The sequence below is a fragment of the Pseudomonas sp. TTU2014-080ASC genome, assembly GCF_001446935.1.
Classification (GTDB): domain Bacteria; phylum Pseudomonadota; class Gammaproteobacteria; order Pseudomonadales; family Pseudomonadaceae; genus Aquipseudomonas.
Genome location: NZ_LKKK01000011.1, coordinates 149,077 through 171,174, shown reverse-complemented (window position 1 = coordinate 171,174; position 22,098 = coordinate 149,077). Strand labels below are relative to the sequence as shown.

General features: G+C 56.9%; 18 protein-coding genes and 1 pseudogene. 8 read left to right on the top strand and 11 right to left on the bottom strand.

Features of this window, described 5'->3' with window-relative positions; translation table 11 throughout:
* Positions 1-206 precede the first annotated feature (206 nt).
* Positions 207-737 carry an REP-associated tyrosine transposase gene (locus tag AO726_RS11120; protein WP_058068151.1) on the top strand — a complete coding sequence of 177 codons (531 nt, stop codon included), beginning with the start codon at positions 207-209 and terminating at the stop codon, positions 735-737.
* Positions 738-858: 121 nt separating this feature from the next.
* Here the strand turns inward: AO726_RS11120 and AO726_RS11115 are convergent, their stop codons facing one another.
* A complete protein-coding gene (locus AO726_RS11115) occupies positions 859-1,986 on the bottom strand; it encodes a GNAT family N-acetyltransferase (protein ID WP_058068150.1) in 1,128 nt (375 codons plus the stop codon).
* Between the two features lie 115 nt (positions 1,987-2,101).
* Here AO726_RS11115 and AO726_RS11110 point away from each other — a divergent pair, with 115 nt between their 5' ends.
* On the top strand, positions 2,102-2,707 hold the full coding sequence (locus AO726_RS11110; RefSeq protein WP_058068149.1) for an inorganic diphosphatase: 606 nt from the start codon (positions 2,102-2,104) through the stop codon (positions 2,705-2,707).
* A gap of 310 nt (positions 2,708-3,017) precedes the next feature.
* Here AO726_RS11110 and AO726_RS11105 read toward each other — a convergent pair whose 3' ends face one another.
* Positions 3,018-4,550, bottom strand: coding sequence for a SulP family inorganic anion transporter (locus AO726_RS11105; protein ID WP_058068148.1), 1,533 nt, complete (start codon positions 4,548-4,550; stop codon positions 3,018-3,020).
* A 159-nt stretch (positions 4,551-4,709) separates the two neighbouring features.
* Positions 4,710-5,448 (bottom strand): annotated as a pseudogene (locus AO726_RS11100) (carbonic anhydrase).
* Between the two features lie 421 nt (positions 5,449-5,869).
* Between AO726_RS11100 and AO726_RS11095 the strand changes: the two are divergent.
* Positions 5,870-6,424, top strand: a complete 555-nt coding sequence (locus AO726_RS11095) for a hypothetical protein (RefSeq protein WP_152987284.1) — start codon at positions 5,870-5,872, stop codon at positions 6,422-6,424.
* 474 nt (positions 6,425-6,898) lie between these two features.
* Here AO726_RS11095 and AO726_RS11090 read toward each other — a convergent pair whose 3' ends face one another.
* On the bottom strand, positions 6,899-8,209 hold the full coding sequence (locus AO726_RS11090; protein ID WP_058068146.1) for an OprO/OprP family phosphate-selective porin: 1,311 nt from the start codon (positions 8,207-8,209) through the stop codon (positions 6,899-6,901).
* 402 nt (positions 8,210-8,611) lie between these two features.
* On the opposite strand from AO726_RS11090, the gene plsB reads away from it, so the two are divergent.
* The 3 genes from plsB to AO726_RS11075 all read left to right on the top strand — a co-directional run bounded on the left by plsB (position 8,612) and on the right by AO726_RS11075 (position 12,657).
* Positions 8,612-11,107, top strand: coding sequence for a glycerol-3-phosphate 1-O-acyltransferase PlsB (plsB, locus tag AO726_RS11085; RefSeq protein WP_058068145.1), 2,496 nt, complete (start codon positions 8,612-8,614; stop codon positions 11,105-11,107).
* A gap of 4 nt (positions 11,108-11,111) precedes the next feature.
* Positions 11,112-11,321 (top strand): hypothetical protein, encoded by a 210-nt coding sequence (locus AO726_RS11080; RefSeq protein WP_058068144.1) that lies wholly within the window; start codon positions 11,112-11,114, stop codon positions 11,319-11,321.
* A 400-nt stretch (positions 11,322-11,721) separates the two neighbouring features.
* Entirely contained in the window at positions 11,722-12,657 is a 936-nt protein-coding gene (locus tag AO726_RS11075) for a LysR substrate-binding domain-containing protein (RefSeq protein WP_058068143.1), read from the top strand.
* 64 nt (positions 12,658-12,721) lie between these two features.
* On the opposite strand, the gene AO726_RS11070 is transcribed toward AO726_RS11075, so the two are convergent.
* Both AO726_RS11070 and AO726_RS11065 read right to left on the bottom strand, forming a co-directional pair.
* Positions 12,722-15,793, bottom strand: coding sequence for an efflux RND transporter permease subunit (locus AO726_RS11070; protein ID WP_058068142.1), 3,072 nt, complete (start codon positions 15,791-15,793; stop codon positions 12,722-12,724).
* Between the two features lie 5 nt (positions 15,794-15,798).
* On the bottom strand, positions 15,799-16,902 hold the full coding sequence (locus AO726_RS11065) for an efflux RND transporter periplasmic adaptor subunit (protein WP_058068141.1): 1,104 nt from the start codon (positions 16,900-16,902) through the stop codon (positions 15,799-15,801).
* A gap of 91 nt (positions 16,903-16,993) precedes the next feature.
* Between AO726_RS11065 and AO726_RS11060 the strand changes: the two genes are divergently transcribed.
* Positions 16,994-17,632, top strand: coding sequence for a TetR/AcrR family transcriptional regulator (locus AO726_RS11060; protein ID WP_058068812.1), 639 nt, complete (start codon positions 16,994-16,996; stop codon positions 17,630-17,632).
* On the opposite strand, the gene AO726_RS11055 is transcribed toward AO726_RS11060, so the two are convergent.
* Complete coding sequence (locus tag AO726_RS11055; protein WP_058068811.1) at positions 17,629-18,405, bottom strand: class I SAM-dependent methyltransferase; 777 nt, start codon at positions 18,403-18,405, stop codon at positions 17,629-17,631. The two genes, AO726_RS11060 and AO726_RS11055, sit on opposite strands and share 4 nt — an antisense overlap.
* 96 nt (positions 18,406-18,501) lie before the next feature.
* Between AO726_RS11055 and AO726_RS11050 the strand changes: the two genes are divergently transcribed.
* Positions 18,502-19,257 carry a hypothetical protein gene (locus AO726_RS11050; RefSeq protein WP_058068140.1) on the top strand — a complete coding sequence of 252 codons (756 nt, stop codon included), beginning with the start codon at positions 18,502-18,504 and terminating at the stop codon, positions 19,255-19,257.
* Between the two features lie 3 nt (positions 19,258-19,260).
* On the opposite strand, the gene AO726_RS11045 is transcribed toward AO726_RS11050, so the two are convergent.
* From AO726_RS11045 to adk, 4 genes are all read right to left on the bottom strand, one after another.
* Positions 19,261-20,124 (bottom strand): DUF72 domain-containing protein, encoded by an 864-nt coding sequence (locus AO726_RS11045; RefSeq protein WP_058068139.1) that lies wholly within the window; start codon positions 20,122-20,124, stop codon positions 19,261-19,263.
* Positions 20,125-20,174: 50 nt separating this feature from the next.
* Entirely contained in the window at positions 20,175-20,516 is a 342-nt protein-coding gene (locus AO726_RS11040) for a hypothetical protein (protein ID WP_058068138.1), read from the bottom strand.
* A 98-nt stretch (positions 20,517-20,614) separates the two neighbouring features.
* Positions 20,615-21,295 carry a tRNA (adenosine(37)-N6)-threonylcarbamoyltransferase complex dimerization subunit type 1 TsaB gene (gene tsaB / locus AO726_RS11035; protein WP_058068137.1) on the bottom strand — a complete coding sequence of 227 codons (681 nt, stop codon included), beginning with the start codon at positions 21,293-21,295 and terminating at the stop codon, positions 20,615-20,617.
* A 144-nt stretch (positions 21,296-21,439) separates the two neighbouring features.
* On the bottom strand, positions 21,440-22,087 hold the full coding sequence (adk, locus tag AO726_RS11030; protein WP_058068136.1) for an adenylate kinase: 648 nt from the start codon (positions 22,085-22,087) through the stop codon (positions 21,440-21,442).
* Positions 22,088-22,098 lie beyond the last annotated feature (11 nt).

The window sequence follows — 22,098 nt, the reverse complement described above, 5'->3', positions numbered from 1 at the left end:
CACATGCAATTTTGGTGGATGAAAAAAGCGTCATCCACCCTACGTTGAAACGCGAAATTCTCACTGGTTGTATATGGCTTGACTGTTGGGATTTAAATATTTTGCGGAACGCTTTCCGCAAAACCGCGCTTTTATGAATCGCCTGATGGATACCACCGCCCTGCTCCATCAACGTCCCGGCCCTCTGTTGCCGTGGAGCATTCACAATGTCCAACTACCGCCGCGCCCGTGTTACTGGGGCGACTTACTTTTTTACCGTCAACTTACGGAATCGCTCGGACGATTTATTGATTCGGGAAATTGATCTATTGCGTTGGTCCGTGCGCATTACCCGGGAGCGGCATCCCTTTCATATTGATGCCTGGGTCGTGTTGCCCGATCACATGCACTGCATGTGGACACTACCACCGGGCGATGCCGACTTTGCCAAGCGCTGGAAATCCATAAAATTCGCTTTCGCTAAACGCCTGCCCGCTATCGAACACCGAACCAAAAACCAATACCGCCGCAACGAACGCGGCATCTGGCAACGCCGCTATTGGGAACACCTGATCCGTGACGATCTGGATTACCAACGCCACTTCGATTACATCCACTACAACCCGCTCAAACACGGTCACGTGCAACATCTGGCCGACTGGCCGTATTCGACCTTTCACCGCGCCGTAGAAATGGGCATCTACCCCGTCGACTGGCACACCGACCCTTTATTTCAATCCGAAAACTACGGCGAATAATCGGCTCGTATCACTCAATTGCACCGGTGCACCTAAACCGCCGCGGCTGGATAAATAGAACATCATCCAACCTACGAAACCGGCATATCTGTGGCGGCAGTTTCAGCCGCGGCAAGCAGGCTTAGCCTTCTCTGCGATACGGCAACATCTCGCGGGCCTGTTCGGCGTAACGCCGTACGCCCGCCTGCTCCTCCCGCAAAAACTCCGCAACCGCAGCCCGCAACCCCGGATGGCAAAGGTAATGCCAGGACTCCGTCAGCACCGGCTCAAAGCCCCGAATCAACTTGTGCTCACCTTGCGCACCCGCATCAAAACGCTTAACGCCCTGACTGATCGCATACTCCATGCCCTGATAAAAACAGGTCTCAAAGTGCAGTCGGTCAAACTCATCCAGACAGCCCCAATAGCGCCCGTACAGGCTATCGCCGCCGACCAAACTAAATGCCATCGCCACCGGCCTGCCGCTTTGCACGGCAAATACCACGCGGATCATCTCCGGCATGCGCTCCGCCAGCAGACTGAAAAACGCCCGCGTCAGATACGGCGAACGTCCGCGCACGTGATAGGTATTGGCATAACAGAGATAGACAAAATCCCACTCGGCTTCAGTCAGCTGATGCCCTTCACGCCAGTCAAAACTAATGCCCTGCCCCGCCACCGATTCGCGCTCTTTGCGCATCTGCTTACGCTTGCGCGAACTCAAGGTATCGAGGAAGTCCTGAAAGTCCCGGTAACCACGGTTGTGCCAATGAAACTGACAGCCCAAGCGCTGCAACCAGCCCTCACGCCCGGCAAGCAAATCAGCCTCTGCAGGCGTAGTGAAATTGATATGCAAGCTGCTTAACTCACGCTGCGGTAGATCCGCCGTCAGCGCATCCAACAACTGAGCCGCCGCAGCCGGATCACCGATCACCCGCGCTCCCGTCACCGGCGAAAACGGAATCGCCCCCAGCAACTTCGGGTAATAGCCAATACCGGCGCGATGGCAGGCATCCGCCCAGCCATGATCAAACACATACTCACCAAAGGAATGGCTTTTTACATAGCCCGGCATCGCCGCCAGCGTACGACCGCGTTCGTCTTGCCACAGCGCATGAGCGACCTGCCAGCCACTGCGCCCGCCGACACTGCCGCTGTCCTCCAGCGCAGTCAGAAACGCATGACGTAAAAACGGCTGCGGGCTGGCACACAGGCCATCCCACTCCTGCGCGGTAAGGGTATTGAGTGAATCAACAGATATCAGCGGCACCGGCTTATCCCACTCTAAAAATCACGCCCGCATGGCGCTGAAATATATCTCTAACAATCGCCCAGCAAGATACGCGTGCCAACTTAAACGCAAAAGCACTCACCAAGGAGTCATCATGCAAAAGTCCCTGCTCGCTTTAGGTGTCGCACTCATGCTCGGTAGCGGCGTCGCCATGGCAGAGAAATCCATTGTGCATCCGTTCCACGCCGCACAAGCCAAAAATGCGCCAAACGACGTGCACATGGCGGTGGAAATCCCCGCTGGCAGCTTCACTAAATACGAGATTAACGAAGAAGGTCTGGTGTTTGTCGACCGCTTCCAATCCATGCCAGTTGTCTACCCGGCCAACTACGGCTCCCTGCCACGCACCCTCGGCGGCGACAACGACCCGCTCGACGGCCTGGTCCTGACCCGCGAAAGCCTGCACCCCGGCGTCATGATCAAATTCCGCCCTATCGGCTATTTGAAAATGATCGACGGCGGCGAAGCTGACGAAAAAATCATCGGCGTGCCCAGCAGCGATATCGACCCGACCTACGACAACATCCAAGACATCAACGACCTCCCGGCCATCGAACTCCAGCGCATCGAAGCCTTCTTCAAGGTCTACAAAAACCTGCCGGAAGGCCGCAAGAAAGTTGAGCTAAATGGGTTTGGTAATGCGGCTGAGGCCAAGAAGCTGATTCAGACAGCGCTGGATAATTATAAGAAGAACGACTGATTCGAAGCGCAGTTGCACAAAGCCCCGCCCGTTAGCGGGGCTTTTCTGTGCCGATTAACTCGCCACAGAAATGCACACTGTAGTGTTCTGATGCCTTCAGTTGGCTACATGTCAACGCTACGAGCTCAACACGACTTCAGCCAGTGCTTGATGCATCGTTACAACTGAATACGACCACTCCAATTAAATGGCGGGCTACCACCCTCCATTGCGGAGAAAAACTTTAATTATGTGGCCGAGATTAGTTGACCACTACAAGCCCCTTTTCACCCCGAGCAGAAAACAGCCTGGCTATCCCAACAACACCCCGCTACGCCCCAGCTCCTGCTTTTTTCCACAGCCTGCCTTCAACCCGCCGCTTCAGACGCCGCTCTTCGATCAGCAGCTTCGAGCCATGAGCTGCATTGCTTTTGTTCCAATCCTCAAGCAATTCCAGACACGAGTGGTCGATATAACTGAGTTTTTCCATTGGCACGTGCAGGGTTGTGCCTGGCGGAACGGAAGCCAGCGCCCTGGCCAGCGCAGGCACTTTGAGGAAGGTCGCGGCGCCTCGCAGACGTAACTCCATATGACCGGATTTGTTCAGTTCCACCAGATTGATGTTCAGCCGTGCCGCCTTAAATGCCAGTCGGATCAGGGTCAGGGCGAAGCCTAGCAGCACGCCGGTTAGCAGGTCGGTGAAGACGATCGCCAACGCAGTAGCCGCGTAGGTAAACATCGGCATGCGGCCATACTGCCCAAGTTTTTTAACGGCTTTGAAATCCACCAATTTAATGCCGGTGTACACCAAAACACCCGCCAGACTGGCAACCGGAATCTGTTGCAACACACTGCTCAACAGCACAACAAACGCCAGGATCCAGATGCCATGAAGGATCGCAGACAAACGGGTCTGCGCGCCGGCCTGGACATTCGCTGAGCTGCGCACAATCACGCCTGTCATCGGCAATGCGCCCAGCACACCACAAAGCATGTTGCCGATACCCTGCGCTGACAGCTCACGGTCGAGGTCGGAGCGCTGGCCGCTGTGCATACGGTCAACGGCGGCAGCCGATAGCAATGTTTCTGCACTGGCAATAAACGCGAGGGCAAATGCAGCCACCAACAGCGTCAGATCGGCCATTTTTACCAGATCATCCGGACGAATCCAGTCGATGGCATCTGCCAGGTTTGCCGGAACCTGGACCCGATCAACTGGCAGTGCCAGCCACATGCTGATGAGGGTCATCAAGGCCACTCCCAACAACGCGCCGGGGATAAAACGCAGCTTTTGCGGCCGCAGGCGTTCCCAGCCCCACATCAATGCGATGGTGCCCAAGCCGAGCAGACCGGCTTGCCAGCCTACGCTTGAGTTTGCCTGCGGCATTGCCGCGCCCAGAGTGGCCGGAAACGCCAGCAGGTTTTGCATACCTGAAGGTAGCGGCGACGCATCAAACATCACGTGTACTTGCGACAGCACAATCAGCACACCAATCCCCGCCAACATGCCGTACACCACTGCCGGTGCAGTTACCCGAAACCAGCCGCCCAGGCGCAAGCCGCCGGCCAGCAGCTGCAGCAAGCCCGCCAGCAGCAGGATGGGGCCAAGCATGGCCACGCCGTACTGGCGCACCAGCTCGAACACCAACACTGCCAAGCCCGCCGCCGGGCCGCTCACCTGCAGTGGCGAACCTGCCAGAAAGCCCACCACAAGACCGCCGATGATGCCGGTAATCAGGCCTTTGGCAGGCGGCATTCCCGAGGCAATGGCAACCCCCATGCACAACGGCAGAGCCACCAGAAATACCACCACAGAAGCCAATAACTCTCGCGGCAAGACCGCTTTTAACTGTGTCATGTTCACAGAAACTCTCCATATTCTGTCGCGCGGCCATTCCCCTGGCCGTGGACACATAGCCCTGGCTGGTACATCGGCAAAATCCCTCAGCAGAGGTGCCGACAGTCAGGGAATTCAAATCAGCTAAAAAGCCGCACTCCCTGCGGAGTGCATGTGCCATGGGCGTTAACGAAGGCCACAGGCTTCAGCGCGGTACCTCGGTGTAGCGCTGGGAACCTGCTCCGTCATGGCCAATGGCAAGAAAAGGCCTTTGCCGGCGTCGTAGGCCTCAATATGGCTGGTCTCAATGTCGTACACCCAGCCGTGGATGCTCAGCTGCCCAGCGGCAATACCCGATGCAACTGAAGGATGAGTGCGCAAGTGTTGTAACTGAGCGATAACGTTCTCGCGGGTCAACTCCTCCATAGTCTCGTGTTCACTGCCGCATGAGCAGTTGTCTTCAACCACGGTACGCGCCACCTCGGCATGGCGCAGCCAGGCCGCAACAGTCGGTATTTTGGTGAGTGATTGCCGGGTTGAGTACTGCACGCATCGCGCCGCAGTCGGAGTGACCACAGACAATGATGTGCCGTACGCCCAACACCGACACGGCGTACTCAATTGCACTGGAAACACCGCCGTTCATTTGACCGTAGGGCGGCACGACGTTGCCCACATTGCGAGTGACAAACAAATCGCCCGGCAAACTCTGCGTGATCAACTCCGGGACAATGCGCGAGTCTGCGCAGGTAATAAACATGGCGCGGGGTGTTTGCGCGGTAGCGAGTTTTTTGAACAGTTCTTTCTGTTCTGGGAACACCTCGTGATGAAAGCGCAGAAACCCATCGACGATATGTTTTAAAGCTGCATCTGCGCTCTCAGCAGCGGCATCCGGGCTAGTTTTGCGTGGGCACTTGGGGGGCATGATTCGTCCTCCTGGAGGTAGACACGTAAGGGCATTTATCTGTGAAAAGCTTGCCCGCGAGGATTGATCAACTCGCGTAAGCCATTACGAATAGTCTTCACTGACTCACCGCCCACTTTAGTGAGAAATACTTAAGCAAAACTTAATCAAGAGGCTCTGAAACAGGCCTTTCAGCGGATACTTAGATGGGACTTACGTGAGTCCAAAATCTGTAAATCAAGGGCAAATCTGCCCTGAAAAGCCTCGCCTTTGCTCCGCAAAGAAGTGACACTCTCGCCCCGTTTTAACCCGACAAATGTTCCAGACATGGCGATAGCCAGAACATGAAATGCTCAGGTGTAATGGCGTTCGCTCGCCCTGGGTTTATAAAAGACGCAGCGTTGATTAACTCGCGCACGAAGTAATTGAGGTGGCACTCAGTATGACGATGAAAAAACCTCAGACCGATTTCGACTACATGCAGAACCTGGTTGAGGACTTCTTCAAACGCGCCAGCATCAAGTCCGCATTGCGGGTGATTGCCAATCAGTCCATCACCGGTTGGGAAGTATGGTTTCAAATTGAGTTTGCCCGCTTTCTGACAGAACACGAATCTGAACCGGAGTGGCTGCGCGAATATCCTTTGGAATACGACTGGCGCAAGGAAAAGCACAGAAGCTATTTCAAACCTGACTTCATCATTCGGAAAAAGGGCTGGGCACTGGATCGCTATATTGCGCTGGAGATGAAGCAGCACGCGCAGACCGGCAACTGCCTGTCGAATATGGCAGCCGACCTGGTCAAAGTTGCCCGAATCCGTGAATCACAACTGAATGTTCGCTCAATCTGGGCCTTAGGCGTCTTCCCAACAGACGAAGACAGCAACCTTGAAGAAATGATTCAGACCAAGTTGGAAGCCATAGGCCAGAGCTACTACTCGGATCGTGTGCTCGCTGCACGGATCAACAAAACCCCATTCAGCTACGCGCTGTTTTAACCTCCCAGGGGTTTCGCCGCGTAGCTGTCGACAAACAGATTCCTCGGGTTGCCAGAAATACTGGGGGACAGATGTATTTTCTCTGAACTGAAATTGAGCTTCCGGCCGAAAGAAGTTACTACGTAGCTTGTTAACGACCCTCCAACTTCATAGGCAAGCACAGAAATCAGCAAGTTTCACTGCCAAACCCTTGCCAACACATCTTCACATGCACCGCTGTTTCCCCAACCTCAACAAACCCCAAACGCTCATAAAGCCTTTGCGCTTGTGGATTGGTTCTAAAAACAGGCGACTGTTGTTGCTGTTGCCTTCTCCTAGTACTGCAAAGCTGCTTAGGGGTTGCATCAGGCATAGCCTTTAAGCTGGGCCAGTTTGATTGGGATATAGAGATGCCTCAGGCATTTATCCATAAAAAAACCCCGCCGGAGCGGGGTCAACAAATGTTGAGGGAGCAACGTAATGAAGGGTGTGACCTTAGAACACGTACTGCAGGCGACCTACGATGGCTTTACCGTCATCCTGAACACGCTTGCCGTCTACGGTGCTGTTGGTGTTGATATTGTCTACTTCGTAGTCGATGTAGTTCAGGCTGGCGCGCACCGCCGGGTTAATGAAGTAGTTGGCACCGACCACGAAGGCGCTGGCCTTGAACTCATCGTTAACATCTTCGGCGACGATACCGGCCAGCCCAAGGTTGCCTGGCACTGCAGCCGCGTCTGAGTCAACGGTGGCTTGCTCGTAGCGGGCGAATACTTCCCAGGTACCTTTCATGTCAGTCGGCTTGTCCCACTTGCCGTCGCTGCCTTTATAGCCACGCTGTGCGCCGAACATGTAGGAGACCTGCAGGTTGTAGCCGCTGACATCCGAATCGGCCTTGGCACCCGCGTTGTTCTCACCGGAGATGTTGCGCTGGAAGTACTCGGTTTGTGCACGGAAGGAACCGAACTGCGCACCAGCTTCCAGCACCCACTCGTTGTCTTTGTCAGCTACGGTCACGTCGCCCAAGGTCAGGCGGAAGTCTTCGTCACTGCGGATGCCCATACGGGTACGGACGCGGGAACGGTCATCGTCGGCTTCACTGTTGTGGTAGTTGGCCGCCAGGTGAACCACGTCGTTGCCTTGCAGATACGGAGCCCAATGCGCGCGCAGGGTGTAGCCGAAGCGCTCGTCATTGCCTTCGGTTTCACGATGGCGATCGTCGTAGCTGGCAACCTGAGCCATCAGGCCGTAGTTGTCGCCGGAGTGCTTGGCGTTAACACCGAACTTGGTGTCCTCATCACCGTTGAGGAAGTCGTACATAAACGGACGCTCAATGGCGGTGATCCATGACGAGCTGGTGGCGTTTTCCAGACCGTAGTCAACACCGAAACGGCCTACAGTGATGGCAGCAAAGTCAAAGCCGTTATAGGCGATGAAAGCACGGTCGACGGTGGTTTCGCTGCCGTCGGCGGAATCATCGTAGCTCAGACGGATGCCCCAATCCCAATCGGTATAGGCAACACCTTCCATACCGATCTCACCACGACGGATGAAGGTGTTGAAGGTATCGTCGAACGGCTTGTTTTCAGCGCCGGCCATCAGGCCGTCGAAGTTGGTAGCGTCCCATTGCAGCTTACCGCCCAGTTTGAAGGCGAACGCTTTGTCAGTGGTCGCTACTTCCAGCCCACCTTTGGTTTTGATCACAAGATCGGCACCGTCAGTGGTGACAGTACCGGCGAAAGCCTGGGCGGAAACGGCCAGAGCCAGAGCGCTGGTTGCGAAACCGGCGAAGTGCTTACGGAGCATCGAAGATTCCTCTGTTTACTTTTAAGTGTTGGCAAACACCCGAGCGTTGTGGACTCGTTCGTGTTGGAGGTGGATCTTGGCGATGCGATATTTCAGATCAGTTTCTTTTATATGTAAATTTGATTACACGACCTATTTTTAGACGCTAAAAATATAAGACAAGTGGCACGGAACTCCGCGTAATTACTGGTGTAGCGCAACAGACAAGTCACAATTGTGAACATTACAAAAATTTCATTTAACGTGATGTCAATCCGCCCAAATCTGCTCTTTGAAACCGCTATGGCGGATAAAAATGACTTTTGTTCCACCAGACCTGCCAAGACTTTTGCCGCACGCGGGCTGATCCGGCACACTACGCCCTCCCGAGCAGTTGCTCGTTTGCATAGCCACTGAACACGTATGACCCGATCCCCGTTCCGCCGCCTCGTTTTTGGCACCTTGCGCCGCCTGCTTTACCTCTGGGTGCGTTCGGAAACCATCAATCAGTCCGCCTTTACCCTCAAACTCGACCGCAGCAAGCCGGTATTTTATGTGCTGCAGCAGCCGTCGCTGAGCGATCTGGCGGTGGTCGATACCGAGTGCCGCAAGGCCGGCCTGCCCCGTCCGGTGCTGCCGGTTACGGTCGGCACGCATGAGGAACCGGCTGCGTTCTTCTACCTGACTGAAGAGGCCGGTTGGCTGGGCCGCAAAGACAAGCGCGGCAGCTCGCCAACCCTGCAACGCCTAGTCAGCGCCTTGAGTCAGAACGCGGTAGACGATGCTCAGATCATTCCCGTCAGTGTGTTCTGGGGCCAGTCTCCGGACCGTGAAACCAGCGCGTGGAAGTTGCTGTTTGCCGATAGCTGGGCCGTAACGGGTCGCCTGCGCAAGTTGGTTAGCATTCTGATTCTGGGGCGCAAAACCCGTGTGCAGTTCTCCACACCAATCCAGATGCGTGAGTTGATCGCTCAGGACAAAGGCCACGAGCGCACGCTGCGCATGGTGCAGCGGATTCTGCGGGTGCACTTCCGCAACCAGAAGACCGCCGTTATCGGCCCGGACGTTTCCCACCGGCGCAATCTGGTGAAAGGTTTGGTGCATGCTCCACTGGTACGTCAGGCCATTGCAGATGAAGCCCAGCGCGAGAACATCACCCTGGAAAAAGCGGAAAACCAGGCGCTGCGCTACGGCAACGAGATTGCCTCAGATTACACCTACACCGCGATCCGCTTCCTTGAGCTGGTCCTGAGCTGGTTCTGGAACAAGATTTACGACGGCATCCGGGTCAATCACATTGAGGCTGTACAGGATGTCGCCCAGGGCCATGAAGTCATTTATGTGCCCTGCCACCGCAGCCATATCGACTACCTGCTGCTGTCGTATCAGCTGTTCCGCAGCGGCCTGACTCCACCGCACATTGCTGCGGGCATCAACCTGAATATGCCGGTGATCGGCGGCCTGCTGCGTCGTGGTGGTGCGTTTTTTATGCGCCGCACGTTCAAAGGCAACCCGCTCTACACCGCCGTGTTCAACGAGTATCTGCACACGCTGTTCAGCAAAGGCTTCCCGGTGGAGTACTTCGTCGAAGGCGGCCGTTCCCGTACCGGGCGCATGCTGCAACCGAAGACCGGCATGCTGGCGATCACCATGCGTAGCTTCCTGCGCAGTAATCGTCTGCCTATCGTGTTTGTGCCAGTCTACATCGGTTATGAGCGCGTACTGGAAGGCCGCACTTATCTGGGTGAACTGCGCGGCGCAGCGAAGAAGAAAGAATCGATCTTCGACATCTTCAAAGTCATCGGCGCACTCAAGCAGCGCTTCGGTCAGGTCTGGGTCAACTTCGGCGAGCCGATCAAACTGGCTGAATTCCTTGATCAGCAGCAACCGGGCTGGCGCGACCAAGACTACGGCGATCAATACCGCCCTGAATGGCTGAACCACGTCACCAATAACCTGGGCGACCACGTAGCTCAGCGCCTGAACGAGGCGGCAGCCGTCAACCCGGTGAATCTGGTGGCTCTGGCCATGCTGTCGACCAGCAAGCTGGCGCTGGATAACCGCGGCCTGGAACGGGTGCTGGATATGTACCTGGCCCTGCTGCGCAAGGTGCCCTACTCACCCCATACCACGTTGCCGGAAGGCGATGGCAAGGCGCTGATCGAGTACGTCAAACGCATGGACCTGCTCGCTGAGCAAAAGGATGCGCTGGGCAATATCTTCTATCTGGACGAACAGAATGCCGTCCTGATGACGTACTACCGCAACAACGTGCTGCATATTTTTGCCTTGCCCGCGCTGCTTGCCAGTTTCTTCCAAAGCAGTTCACGCATGAGCCGCGAGCAGATCCTGTTGTACACCCGCGCGCTGTATCCATATCTGCAGTCGGAGCTGTTTATCCGCTGGAGCCTGGATGAACTGGATGCAGTGGTCGATCAGTGGCTGAACGCCTTTGTCGAGCAGGGACTGCTCAAACTCAATGAAGAGGTGTACACCCGCCCAGCGCCAAGCTCGCGCGAATTTGTGATGCTGACGCTGTTGTCCCGCGCCATTGTGCAGACGCTGCAACGTTTTTATATGGCCACTGCCCTGCTGCTCAAGGCTGGACAGAACAGCATCAGCGCAGAAGAGCTGGAAAACCTCTGCACTGTGATGGCTCAGCGCCTGTCAATTCTGCATGGCCTGAATGCACCTGAGTTCTTCGACAAAAACCTGTTCCGCCATTTCATCAAAAGCATGCTTAGCCAGGGTGTGTTGCGTCAGGACGAAGCAGGCAAACTCAGCCATCATCCTAAGCTCAGCGAGCTGGTGGAGGGTGCAGCCAAACGTGTACTGCCGGCAGAGATTCGCCTGTCGATCCAGCAAGTGGCCATGGACCGCAACGAGGAGACACCTGAGCCAGCACCAGCAGCTCAGTGACCCTATGTGCAGTGACCACAAGGAACCGACCAGCCGCGCCGAATTTCACCGGGCCAACCAGTCCCGGGCTGAAGCCGAGGCGCAACGCCTGTTAGCCGCCAAGGAACAGCTCGGCCCACGCTGGCTGAGCTGGGTTGCGTCGGAGCTGTACGCACTGAAACCCGCCGCCTATGCCTCCATGGTGCGACGGGCATTGCAAGAGCTGAATCAGTAAGCTGCCGCGCCTGCTTTACGCAACTCGGCACGGTGGCGGTTCTTCTCTTCCGCCAGTTTGAAGGCTGCGAAGTACTGCATGCCAAGACCAGAAAGGCTTGCTCAGCCCCATCTCATTCAGATAAAGGCGTACATCGCGCTGCTGCCACAGTGCAGAGGCTCATATCTGCCTGTTTCGGCGAGACCAAACGATGCAGGGATTACCGCATAGGCGCCAGGAGAGGCGCGGCGATATCCCGATAAAATCGGCGTCGATCTTGAGTGCACTTGCCCGTAAAACGCCCTGCAGAAGTAATGAGCGCCCATAACGAGTCGGATCGGGAGTATTATCGGAAGAGTCTATGCAATAGGAAAAATACTATTTTCCGATGCGCTCATCCTGACAATGGAATGCACGAAACATGGAATGGACTCGTCGATTACGCGTGCAACACTTGGAGTTACTGCTCAAGCTCGCGGATACAGGAAGTATCAGTGAAACCGCCCGCCTGAGCTTTACCGCCCAGCCCTCACTATCAAAATGGCTCAAGGAACTGGAAGACGCCGTTGGCGCGCCCCTCTATGAGCGCCACAGCCGTGGTCTAAGGCCCACGGAACACGGACGCATGCTGCTGATCCACGCCGAACGGGTAATTGGCGAAATGAAGCGTGCGCAGGAAACCCTTAAAGCCATCACCCATGGCAACGCATTTCGGATATCCATCGGCACCTCTCCGGCCACCGCTACCCATCTGGTGCCGGAAAGCATCAGTGACTTTCTCAATCTCCATCCACGGGCCAGCATCGAGCTCAACGAAGCCCCAATGTATCAGTTGCTCGAGCGCTTAGAGCAAGGCGAGCATGACTTGGTCATCGGCAGACTGGATAACTACAAACCCCGCCCCAGCCTGCACAACGAGATGCTCAGCAGCGAAGGCATCAGGGTTATTTGCCGGCCGGAGCACCCACTGACTCAGCGCAAGATCGTCAACTGGGATGCCCTTAATGACTACGAATGGATCGTCTGGCCGCAAGGCTCGCCGATTCGCGCTCGCCTCGACGCCGCGATCACGGCTGCTGGTAGCCGGCCGCTGCGCTACCGGATTGAGTCGTCTTCACTGATGGCCAACCTGTGGATGCTGCAGACCACCGACTTGCTGACAGTGGCTTCGGAGCGGGTGACGGAGCAGTTCAGCCAGAAGGGCATGATCGTCGACACTGGCTTTGAGCTGGAGGCGCGCGGCTCGCTGGGGATGTGCTGGCGCAACGAAAGCAAACCACACTTCAGCCTGACCGACCTGAAGGAATGCTTCCGCATCAATGCCAGCAAATTTCGCACTAGCTCGCTGAAAGCCTGAGTAAGCAACCGCCCATAAAAAACCAGATCAATGATCTGGCTTTTTATGGGCGTTCCCTGATGGCTCAGAGTGTTTGTCGCTCTTCTTCCTTAACCCGGAACCAGGCTGCGTACAACGCTGGCAAGAACAACAGAGTCAGCGCAGTGGCAACGATCAGGCCACCCATGATCGCTACAGCCATCGGCCCGAAGAACACACTGCGCGACAGTGGAATCATCGCCAGTACGGCTGCCAGAGCAGTCAATACGATCGGCCGGAAACGGCGCACAGTCGCCTCAATAATCGCCCGCCAGCGGTCCATACCTGCCTCGATGTCCTGCTCGATCTGGTCCACCAGAATCACCGAGTTACGCATGATCATGCCGGAGAGCGCGATGGTGCCTAGCATGGCCACAAAGCCGAACGGTTGACGGAATACCAGCAGGAACAGGGTTACCCCAATCAGCCCCAGCGGCGCAGTGAGGAACACCATCGCCGAGCGCGACATGCTCTTTAGCTGCATCATCAGCAGACTCAGGACCACCACAATAAACAGCGGGATACCGGCGTTAACCGAGCGTTGGCCGCGGCTGGAGTCTTCCACTGTGCCGCCCACTTCCAGGAGGAAGCCATCGGGCAGCTCGGCACGCACGGAGTCGAGGTTCGGCAGAATCTGCTTAACCAGCGTAGCAGGCTGCTCTTCACCATAAATATCAGCCCGCACCGTCACCGTCGGCAAACGGTTGCGATGCCAGATAATGCCCTCTTCAAAGCCGTATTCCAGCGTGGCGATTTGCGATAGCGGCACACTGCGGCCGTTGTCGGTCGGCACCGCCAGACTTGGCAGCAAACTCAGTTGATCGCGCTCCACAGAAGTGCCGCGAAGCTGGATATCGATCAGCTCATTGTCCTCACGGAACTGGCTGACCGGCGAGCCAGTCAGGGTACTTTGCAGGAAGTTGGACAGGTCCTTGGTACTTACACCCAACGCTCGGGCACGCTCCTGATCAATGTTCAGACGCACCAGTTTGCTCGGCTCTTCCCAATCCAGGTGCACGTTGGTGACATGAGGATTCTCGCGAACCTTGTCGGCCACCATCCGCGCCAGACGACGCACTTCATCAATGTGCTCACCGGAAACCCTGAACTGCACCGGATAACCTACAGGCGGGCCGTTTTCCAGACGCGCCACACGGGTGCGTGCAGTCGGGAACTCTTCCGGCAGGGCTTTGATCAGCCAGTCACGCAGCTTCTCGCGATCATCAATGCTCTTGGCCAGTACTACCACCTGGGCAAAACTGGCCGCAGGCAGTTGCTGATCCAAAGGCAGATAGAAACGCGGAGACCCGGTGCCGACATAGGACACGTAGTTATCAACACCCTCACGTCCTTCAAGCATCTTCTCGAAGCGATGCACCTGTTCTTCAGTGGCCTTCAGTGACGAGCCTTCGCTGAGTTTGAAATCCACCATCAGCTCCATGCGCCCGGACGCCGGGAAGAACTGCTGCGGAACAAAACGGAACAGGAAGATGGAAGCCACGAACAGAGCGATGGTCAAGACAATCACCGTCTTACGACGGCGCACGCACCACTCAATCACGCCCCTGACACGGCGGTAGAACGGCGTTGCATAAGGGTTGTGACCGTCGCCATGTTTGGCTGCGTGAATAGCAGCCAGATCAGGCAGCAGCTTGGCACCGAGATACGGCACGAACATCACCGCTGCAATCCACGATACCAGCAGGGCAATGGCGACCACCTCGAAGATCGAGCGGGTGTACTCACCCGTACCAGACTGCGCAGTGGCAATCGGCAAAAAGCCTGCAGCCGTGATCAGAGTGCCGGTCAGCATCGGGAACGCGGTGCTGGTCCAGGCATAACTGGCGGCTTTGATCCGATCCAGCCCCTGTTCCATTTTGATCGCCATCATCTCAACCGCGATGATCGCGTCATCCACCAACAGCCCCAGCGCCAGCACCAGCGCGCCCAGGGAAATCTTGTGCAGGCCAATGCCGAAGTAGTACATGGCGGCAAAGGTCATCGCCAATACCAGCGGAATAGACAGCGCCACAACCAAACCGGTGCGCAGGCCAAGGGAGAAGAAGCTCACCAACAGCACGATGATGACGGCCTCAGCCAGCACCCGCACAAACTCACCGACACCGGCCTTAACCGCAGCAGGTTGATCCGACACTTTACTCAGGTTCATGCCCACCGGCAGGGTTTCCTGAATACGCGCAAACTCAGCTTCAAGGGCTTTGCCCAGCACGAGAATATCGCCGCCCTGCTTCATGGACACAGCCAGACCGATCGCGTCTTCACCCATAAAACGCATCCGCGGTGCGGGTGGATCATTAAAGCCACGGGTAACTTCTGCTACATCGGCAATACGGAAGGTCCGGTCGCCCACGCGGATCGGGAAATTGCGGATTTCTTCTACCGTCTCAAACCGGCCGGTTACACGCAGCTGCACGCGATCCGACATGGTTTCAAAGAAACCGGCAGCAGCGACTGCGTTCTGCTCTTCCAGCGCCTGCTGCACTGCACTAAGTGGCAGCCCCAGAGTAGCCAGCTTGGTGTTGGACAGCTCGACCCAGATTTTCTCGTCCTGCAAGCCCTCCAGCTCGACCTTGCCTACATCCTTAACCCGCTGCAGCTGCAGCTGGATTCGGTCGGCATAATCCTTGAGAACCGCATAATCGAAGCCTTTGCCGGTCAGCGCATAGATATTGCCGAACGTGGTGCCGAATTCATCATTGAAGAAAGGCCCCTGAATCCCTTGCGGCAGGGTGTGGCGGATATCGCTGACTTTCTTGCGCAGCTGATAGAACAGCTCCGGCACCTCCGAAGAGCGCATGTCATCACTGGCCAGGAAGGTGACCTGGGATACGCCTGGACGGGAGAACGAGATAATTTTGTCGTACTCACCGGTCTCCATGATTTTCTTTTCAATCCGCTCGGTGACCTGACGGCTCACCTCTTCTGCGCTGGCACCCGGCCAGTTGGTTTGAATCACCATGGCTTTGAAAGTAAAGGGCGGGTCTTCGCTCTGACCGAGCTTGGTGTAAGAAATCGCCCCGACGATGCCCAGCAACAGCATCAGATAGAGAATGATCGAGCGGTTACGCAGCGCCCACGCAGACAGGTTGAAATCCATCGGGATTACTCCTTGCCTGCCAGTTGAACGGCACGGTTTTCGCGATCCACCGGACGTACTTTCAGCCCCTCACGCAGTACTTGCCCGCCAGCAGCAACCACCCAGTCATCCGGGCTCAGACCCTCCAGTACCGGAACCGTCTTCTCGCCATATGGGCCAATACGCACATAGGCACGCTTGATGGTGGAATCCTGCGGATCAACCACCCAGACAAACGGCTTGTCTTTCTCCGCGCTCACCGCCGACAGCGGCACAGCCAGCGGCACCTGCTCCTTATGGGCGATAAAAACCCGGGCACTCTGCCCCAACTCAGCAGGCACCTTAGCCTCAGCAAACGCCACGCGGGCAGCAAAAGTGCGCGACTGCGGATCGGCAGACGGCGACATTTCCCGAATGCGGCCCTCATAGCGCTTATCCGGCTGCGACCACAGTTCAACCGCAACCGCCTGGCCTACTTTGAAACGTTCGAAAGCCTGCTCAGGCAGACCGATCAGGACTTCGCGTTCACCGTCCGCTGCCAGGGTGAAGACCGTCTGGCCTGCGCTCACCACCTGACCAACTTCCACCAGACGCTGGGCAATCACCCCATCCTGCGAGGCCCGCAGAACCGAATAACCCGCCTGGTTGCTGGCCACCTTGAATTCCGCACGAGCTTGGTTCAACCGTGCTTCGCCCGCACGATAGGTGTTCTCGGCGTTATCAAATTGCGAGCGGCTGACCAGATTGCGGTCCAGCAGGGTCTTGTAGCGGTCACGCTCGGCGCGCACCAATTTCAAGTTGGCCTCGGCCGCCGCCATCTGCGCGCGGGCCGACTCCAGCTGCAAGCGCATATCTTGCGGGTCCAGCTCCGCCAGCGGCTGATCCTTCTTCACCCGCGCCCCGACATCCACCATGCGCTTGGCCACTTTGCCACCAATACGGAAGGCCAGATCCGGCTCGTAGCGTGCCCGCACCTCTCCGGGATAGGCATCCATCAGCTCACCCGCCAGCTTCGGCTGCACCACCATCGCCGGACGAACAGCAACAGCGTCAGATTCACCGCCCCCACATGCAGAGAGCATCAAAATCAGACTCAGAGGTACAGCTGCACACAGAACATGACGGAACATGATGAATAACCTTTCAAGAGGCCTTGGAATATTTGTACCGGCGAGTATAGTAAAAATACCAAACTCACTAGTCCAGTATTAATAAATGCCGATGCCCGATAATTTTTTGCCCGCAAGTGGCCCAGGCCGCCCAAAAGACCTGGCTAAACGCAAAGCCATTCTTGATGCGGCTAAAAAACTTTTTCTGATCAAGGGCTATGACGGCAGCAGCATGGATGCCATTGCATCCGAAGCCGGCGTCTCCAAACTCACGGTCTACAGCCACTTCTCCGACAAAGAAACGCTGTTTGCCGCCGCCATCAAGGCACAGTGCACAGCGCAACTGCCGGAAAAATTGTTTGAACAAGATCAAAGCGCGCCACTGGAAGAGGTGTTGCTGGCCATCGCCCACAGCTTTTACGCACTGATTAACAGCCGCGAATCCCTGGCGTTGCACCGGGTGATGATGAGCATGGCGGCACAGAACTCAAAGCTGCCCAAACTCTTTTATGAAGCCGGGCCGCAACGCCTGCTCAGTGGCATGGAGGACTTGCTGCGTCGCGCCGATCAAACCGGCAAGTTGCGGATCAGCAACCCACGCAACGCGGCGGATCAGTTCTTTTGCCTGATCAAAGGCGGCTGCAACTTCCGCCTGCTGATGGGGCTGGAACACGAACCGCCCGCCGAGGAAGTCGCCAGACAGAATGTCGAGGAAGCTGTCAGCGTCTTTCTGCGTGCCTTCCGGCCTTAAGCCAGCTTCTTTTTCGGATAAATGTCGTAACGGCTGGATTTACCCTCCAGCGCATAACCGGGCTTGGCACCTTCAATAATCGGTGCCTTGCGCGGACGCTTCACCACCACGCGGTGCGTAGCGAGAGCCAGCGCAGCCTGAAGCAAAGTAGGCGCATCCAGATCATCCCCCACAAACGGCCTGAACAGGCGCATCTCTTTTTTCACCAAGGCGCTCTTGTCTCGGTGCGGGAACATCGGATCGAGGTAGATCACCTGTGGCGGCTCGCCCTGCCAATTCTTCATCAACTCAATCGCATTGCCTTTAAGCAACTGCATCTGCGCCGCGATTGGCGCAACTTCAGGGCTTTTCGCGGCCCGCGCCAGACCATCCTCAAGCAGCGCAGCAATCAAGGGCTGACGCTCAATCAGGGTCATCGGGCAACCCAGACTGGCCAGCACAAATGCATCACGCCCCAAACCTGCCGTGGCGTCCAGCACACGCGGGCGAACACCCGGTTGCACGCCAACTGCTTTAGCGATCATCTGCCCACTGCCGCCGCCGAACAGACGACGATGGGCTGCCGCACCCTCAACAAAATCCACCCGCACTGGGCCGGGTGCCTGCGGCCCCAACTCAACCAGCTGCAGGCCCTCCGGACCGAGCTGCAGTGCGTATTCACTGTCAACATCCAGCGGCATACCCAGGCGCTGCGCCCAATCACTAGCCTCCGACTGCTGCGCGGAGGTCAGAGCCTGCATGGAGATAAGGGCCTTAGGCCGTTCGTCACTCATGAAAATATCTGCCCAAAATTTGCTCAACTCGCCACAAGTGCGGCCGATAACCCATAAACGGTGCATTTTGCCAGAGCACGCCACAGCAGGTTGAATATGTTTGATACCCTCTCCGCCCCCCGTAGCGCCCAATCCAGCGCACGACCGAGTATCAATGAGGCGCTGGACAACGAAAAGAGCACGTCTCTGGACTACCAGATTCTGCGCCGCACCCTGAATATCGACGAGGACACCTCGCCCACCACGGCCGCATCAGCCGAAAACAGCACGGATGCAGTTGAAACGGATCAGGTTGTCACGTTTGAAGCAATGGTCAGCCAGCGCGAGCTTGAGCTGAATGTCAGCATCAATCAGCAGCCGCAGGTCACAGACCCGCTGACCCTGGATTTGGCAGGCAATGGTTTCCGCACCAGCGGCCTATCCGGCTCGGTGTCATTCGATCTGGATGGCGATGGCAAACGCGATCAGATCAGTGTGCCGGTCGGCGATGATGCTCTGCTAGCGCTAGACCGTAACGGTAATGGCCGAATTGACGATGGCCGTGAGCTATTTGGCGATCAGAACGGTGCCGCCAACGGTTTTGCCGAACTGAGCAAATATGACGACAATGGCGACGGTCGCATTGATGCGCTGGATGCCGTGTTTGAACGGCTGAGCCTGCTGAGCTTCGACGGCCAAGGTCGCCAGACTACGCAAACACTGCGCCAGGCCGGCGTCAGCTCAATCCACTTACATGCACGTGACGTGGATATTGCGCTGGGCGCTTACGACAAGATCGCCCAGCTTGGCAGCTTCGAATTTGCCGACGGCCGCAGCGGCCAGGCCGCCGACCTGCTGCTGGCTCAGCGCTAAGCCTTACAACAACCCCAATTGCTCGCTTGCGCCGTCACCCGGAACAGCCGGTAAATCCGCCAATCCTGGTAGGTAACCCATCAGCTGCCGGTGAAAGCGCAGCGCCAGTTCAGGCGCACGGCGGTTATCCGAGGTGTGCAAAAAAACGTAAGGCGTACGCCCCTCTTCAATCCAGGCAGCAACTTTGCTCAGCCAGGGCGTGATAAACGGATCGTTTTCCGCAAGCTCAGGATGGCCGATAAAACGCAGCTGTGGCGACTGGCTAAAGGCCGTGGGTCGCAACGGCAGGCGCGGCTTTTTCGACTGTGCGTGCAGTACGGCGGGCTCACGAGAGGTGCAACTGAACAGCGCCCGCGAATCCAGACAAATCCGCTCAATCCCGCGACCATGCAACAGGCGATTTAGACTGCGCTCGGCCTCCCCTTTATCGAAAAAACCCGGATGGCGCACTTCGACCGCCAACTCACCGCCCTGCCAGTCATCTAGAAAACAGGCCAACTCAGGCAGACGCGGCGGACCGAAACTAGCTGAAAGCTGCAGCCAGAATGGCGCAACACGCTCACCCAAGGGCGCAAGCAGACGGCGAAAGTCAGCAGCAGCGTCCAATTGCTCGCGTAAGTCACCGCTATGGCTGATGGTGCGCGGCAGTTTCGCGCAAAAGCGTAAATGCACGGGCATCCGCTCTGCCCAGCGGGCAACCGTGTCAGCAGAAGGCTGTGCATAAAACGTGGTGTTGCCCTCTACGGCGTTCAATACTTGGCCGTAGTACCTCAGATAATCACTGGGGGAGGCGTTTTCGGGATACAGAAATCCGCGCCAGGCAGGTTCGTTCCACGACGGGCAACCAATATAGTAAGGCAGAGTCAACTCAGGATCGCTCGCGTAACGGCAGCAAAGGGGGCTACAGGGGACGCCAATCAGGCGTAGAGATCAAGCCCCATGACTTCGTGGGCATCCAGATCGCTAACGAAACTTGCTGTGGTAGCGTAGCTGGCCAAGGCCTGAGCGGCACGGTTGTGCAGAGGCGGCTGGTACAGGTTGTCGGTCTGTCGCGTCGAAAGCATCTCAACACTGGCATTGCTGGCCTCGACCGTACGCGGCTGGGCAACGCTCTCAAATCCCTGCGTACTCGCCGGTGCAGCCGGCTGCTCGCGACGCGCCTCAACCTCACGCTGCGCCTCACGAAAAGGCGTGACCGCAGAACCCGGACGGGGACTGCGCTCTGGCGTGTACGAGGAAATAAAGCTGTCGATACGCATCAATTCGGCTCCGAAGCCACACAATCAAATTGGGACGATAGATCAGGCAATTTAGCTGCACGGATCACTCTTAGCAACCTGCTCGTCTTTACGTCCACTTAAACCGGTGATTTGGGCGTCGCCACCTGATCACGCAGGTATACCGGCTGGGCTTGATCTGCGCTCACCGCCTCGCCCCGCGCCCAGGCAAAACGCGCCAGCGTCAACAGGTCTTCAGCATGTGGCAGCATCTTCGCATCGCTGGCAGAAACAGACAGGGCAATCCTCTCAGCGTAAGCCCCCCAACCAGTCCCGGCGGCGAACCAGTCACCACTGGCATCGCGCGGTAGCATCGCCTGCTCGGGCGGCAGCACGGCTTCGCAGCCCTGCAAACGCATTTCACCTTGCTCGGCGCTGTAGCAGCCCCAATAAACCTCATCCATCCGCGCATCAATCGCCGCTGCAACCTGTGTTGCCCCATACTCGCGCAGGCTACGCTGGGCCAGCACAGCCAGATTGGAGATAGGCAACACCGGACGATCCAGCGCAAATGACAGCCCCTGGACCACGCCAACCGCAATGCGTACACCGGTAAAAGCACCCGGGCCACGGCCAAAGGCAATGCCATCAAGTGCCGACATCGGTACTGCGGCATCAGCCAGCAGCTGTTTGATCATTGGCAGCAGGCGCTGGGCGTGCAGGCGCGGAATCACTTCATAGTGACTGAGTATCTGGCCTTCATGCAGCAAGGCGACAGAACAGGCTTCGGTGGCAGTGTCGAGGGCCAGCAACGTGGTCATTGTGTTTGGGCAGGTCGCAAAATGGGGAGGCATTAAAACGGTTTAGCGCTGTTTTTTCCAGTTTTGCGGATGTATGCCCCATCCGCACCCGACTAAAACGACAACGGCCCGCCGAAGCGAGCCGTCTCGTTACTGCACAGATACTTAGCTGAGTGCAGCGAAGACCTTGGCAGTGATCTCGTCAACCGAACCCACACCAGCAATCGAGCTGTACTTCGGGGTGCCTTCTGCAGCAGCCAGTTTCTGGTAGAAATCAACCAGCGGCTTGGTCTGAGAGTGGTAGACCGAGAGACGATGACGAACGGTTTCTTCTTTGTCGTCTTCACGCTGGATCAGTTCTTCACCAGTCTCGTCGTCTTTACCTTCAACCTTCGGCGGGTTGTGCTCGGTGTGATACACACGGCCAGAAGCCGGGTGAACGCGACGGCCAGCAATACGGCCAACGATTTCTTCGTCATCGACAGCGATTTCAACCACGTGATCGATCGTCACACCGGCTTCTTTCAGGGCTTCTGCCTGAGGAATGGTGCGCGGGAAGCCGTCAAACAGAAAGCCATTGGCACAGTCAGGCTGAGCAATGCGCTCTTTAACCAAGTTGATGATCAGATCATCAGAAACCAGGCCACCGCTCTCCATAACGCCTTTCGCGATCAGACCCAGCTCAGTGCCAGCCTTGACTGCAGCGCGCAGCATGTCGCCTGTGGAGATTTGCGGGATCGCAAACTTCTTGGTGATAAATCCAGCTTGAGTACCTTTGCCGGCACCGGGCGCCCCCAGCAGAATCACGCGCATCGATGTGCTCC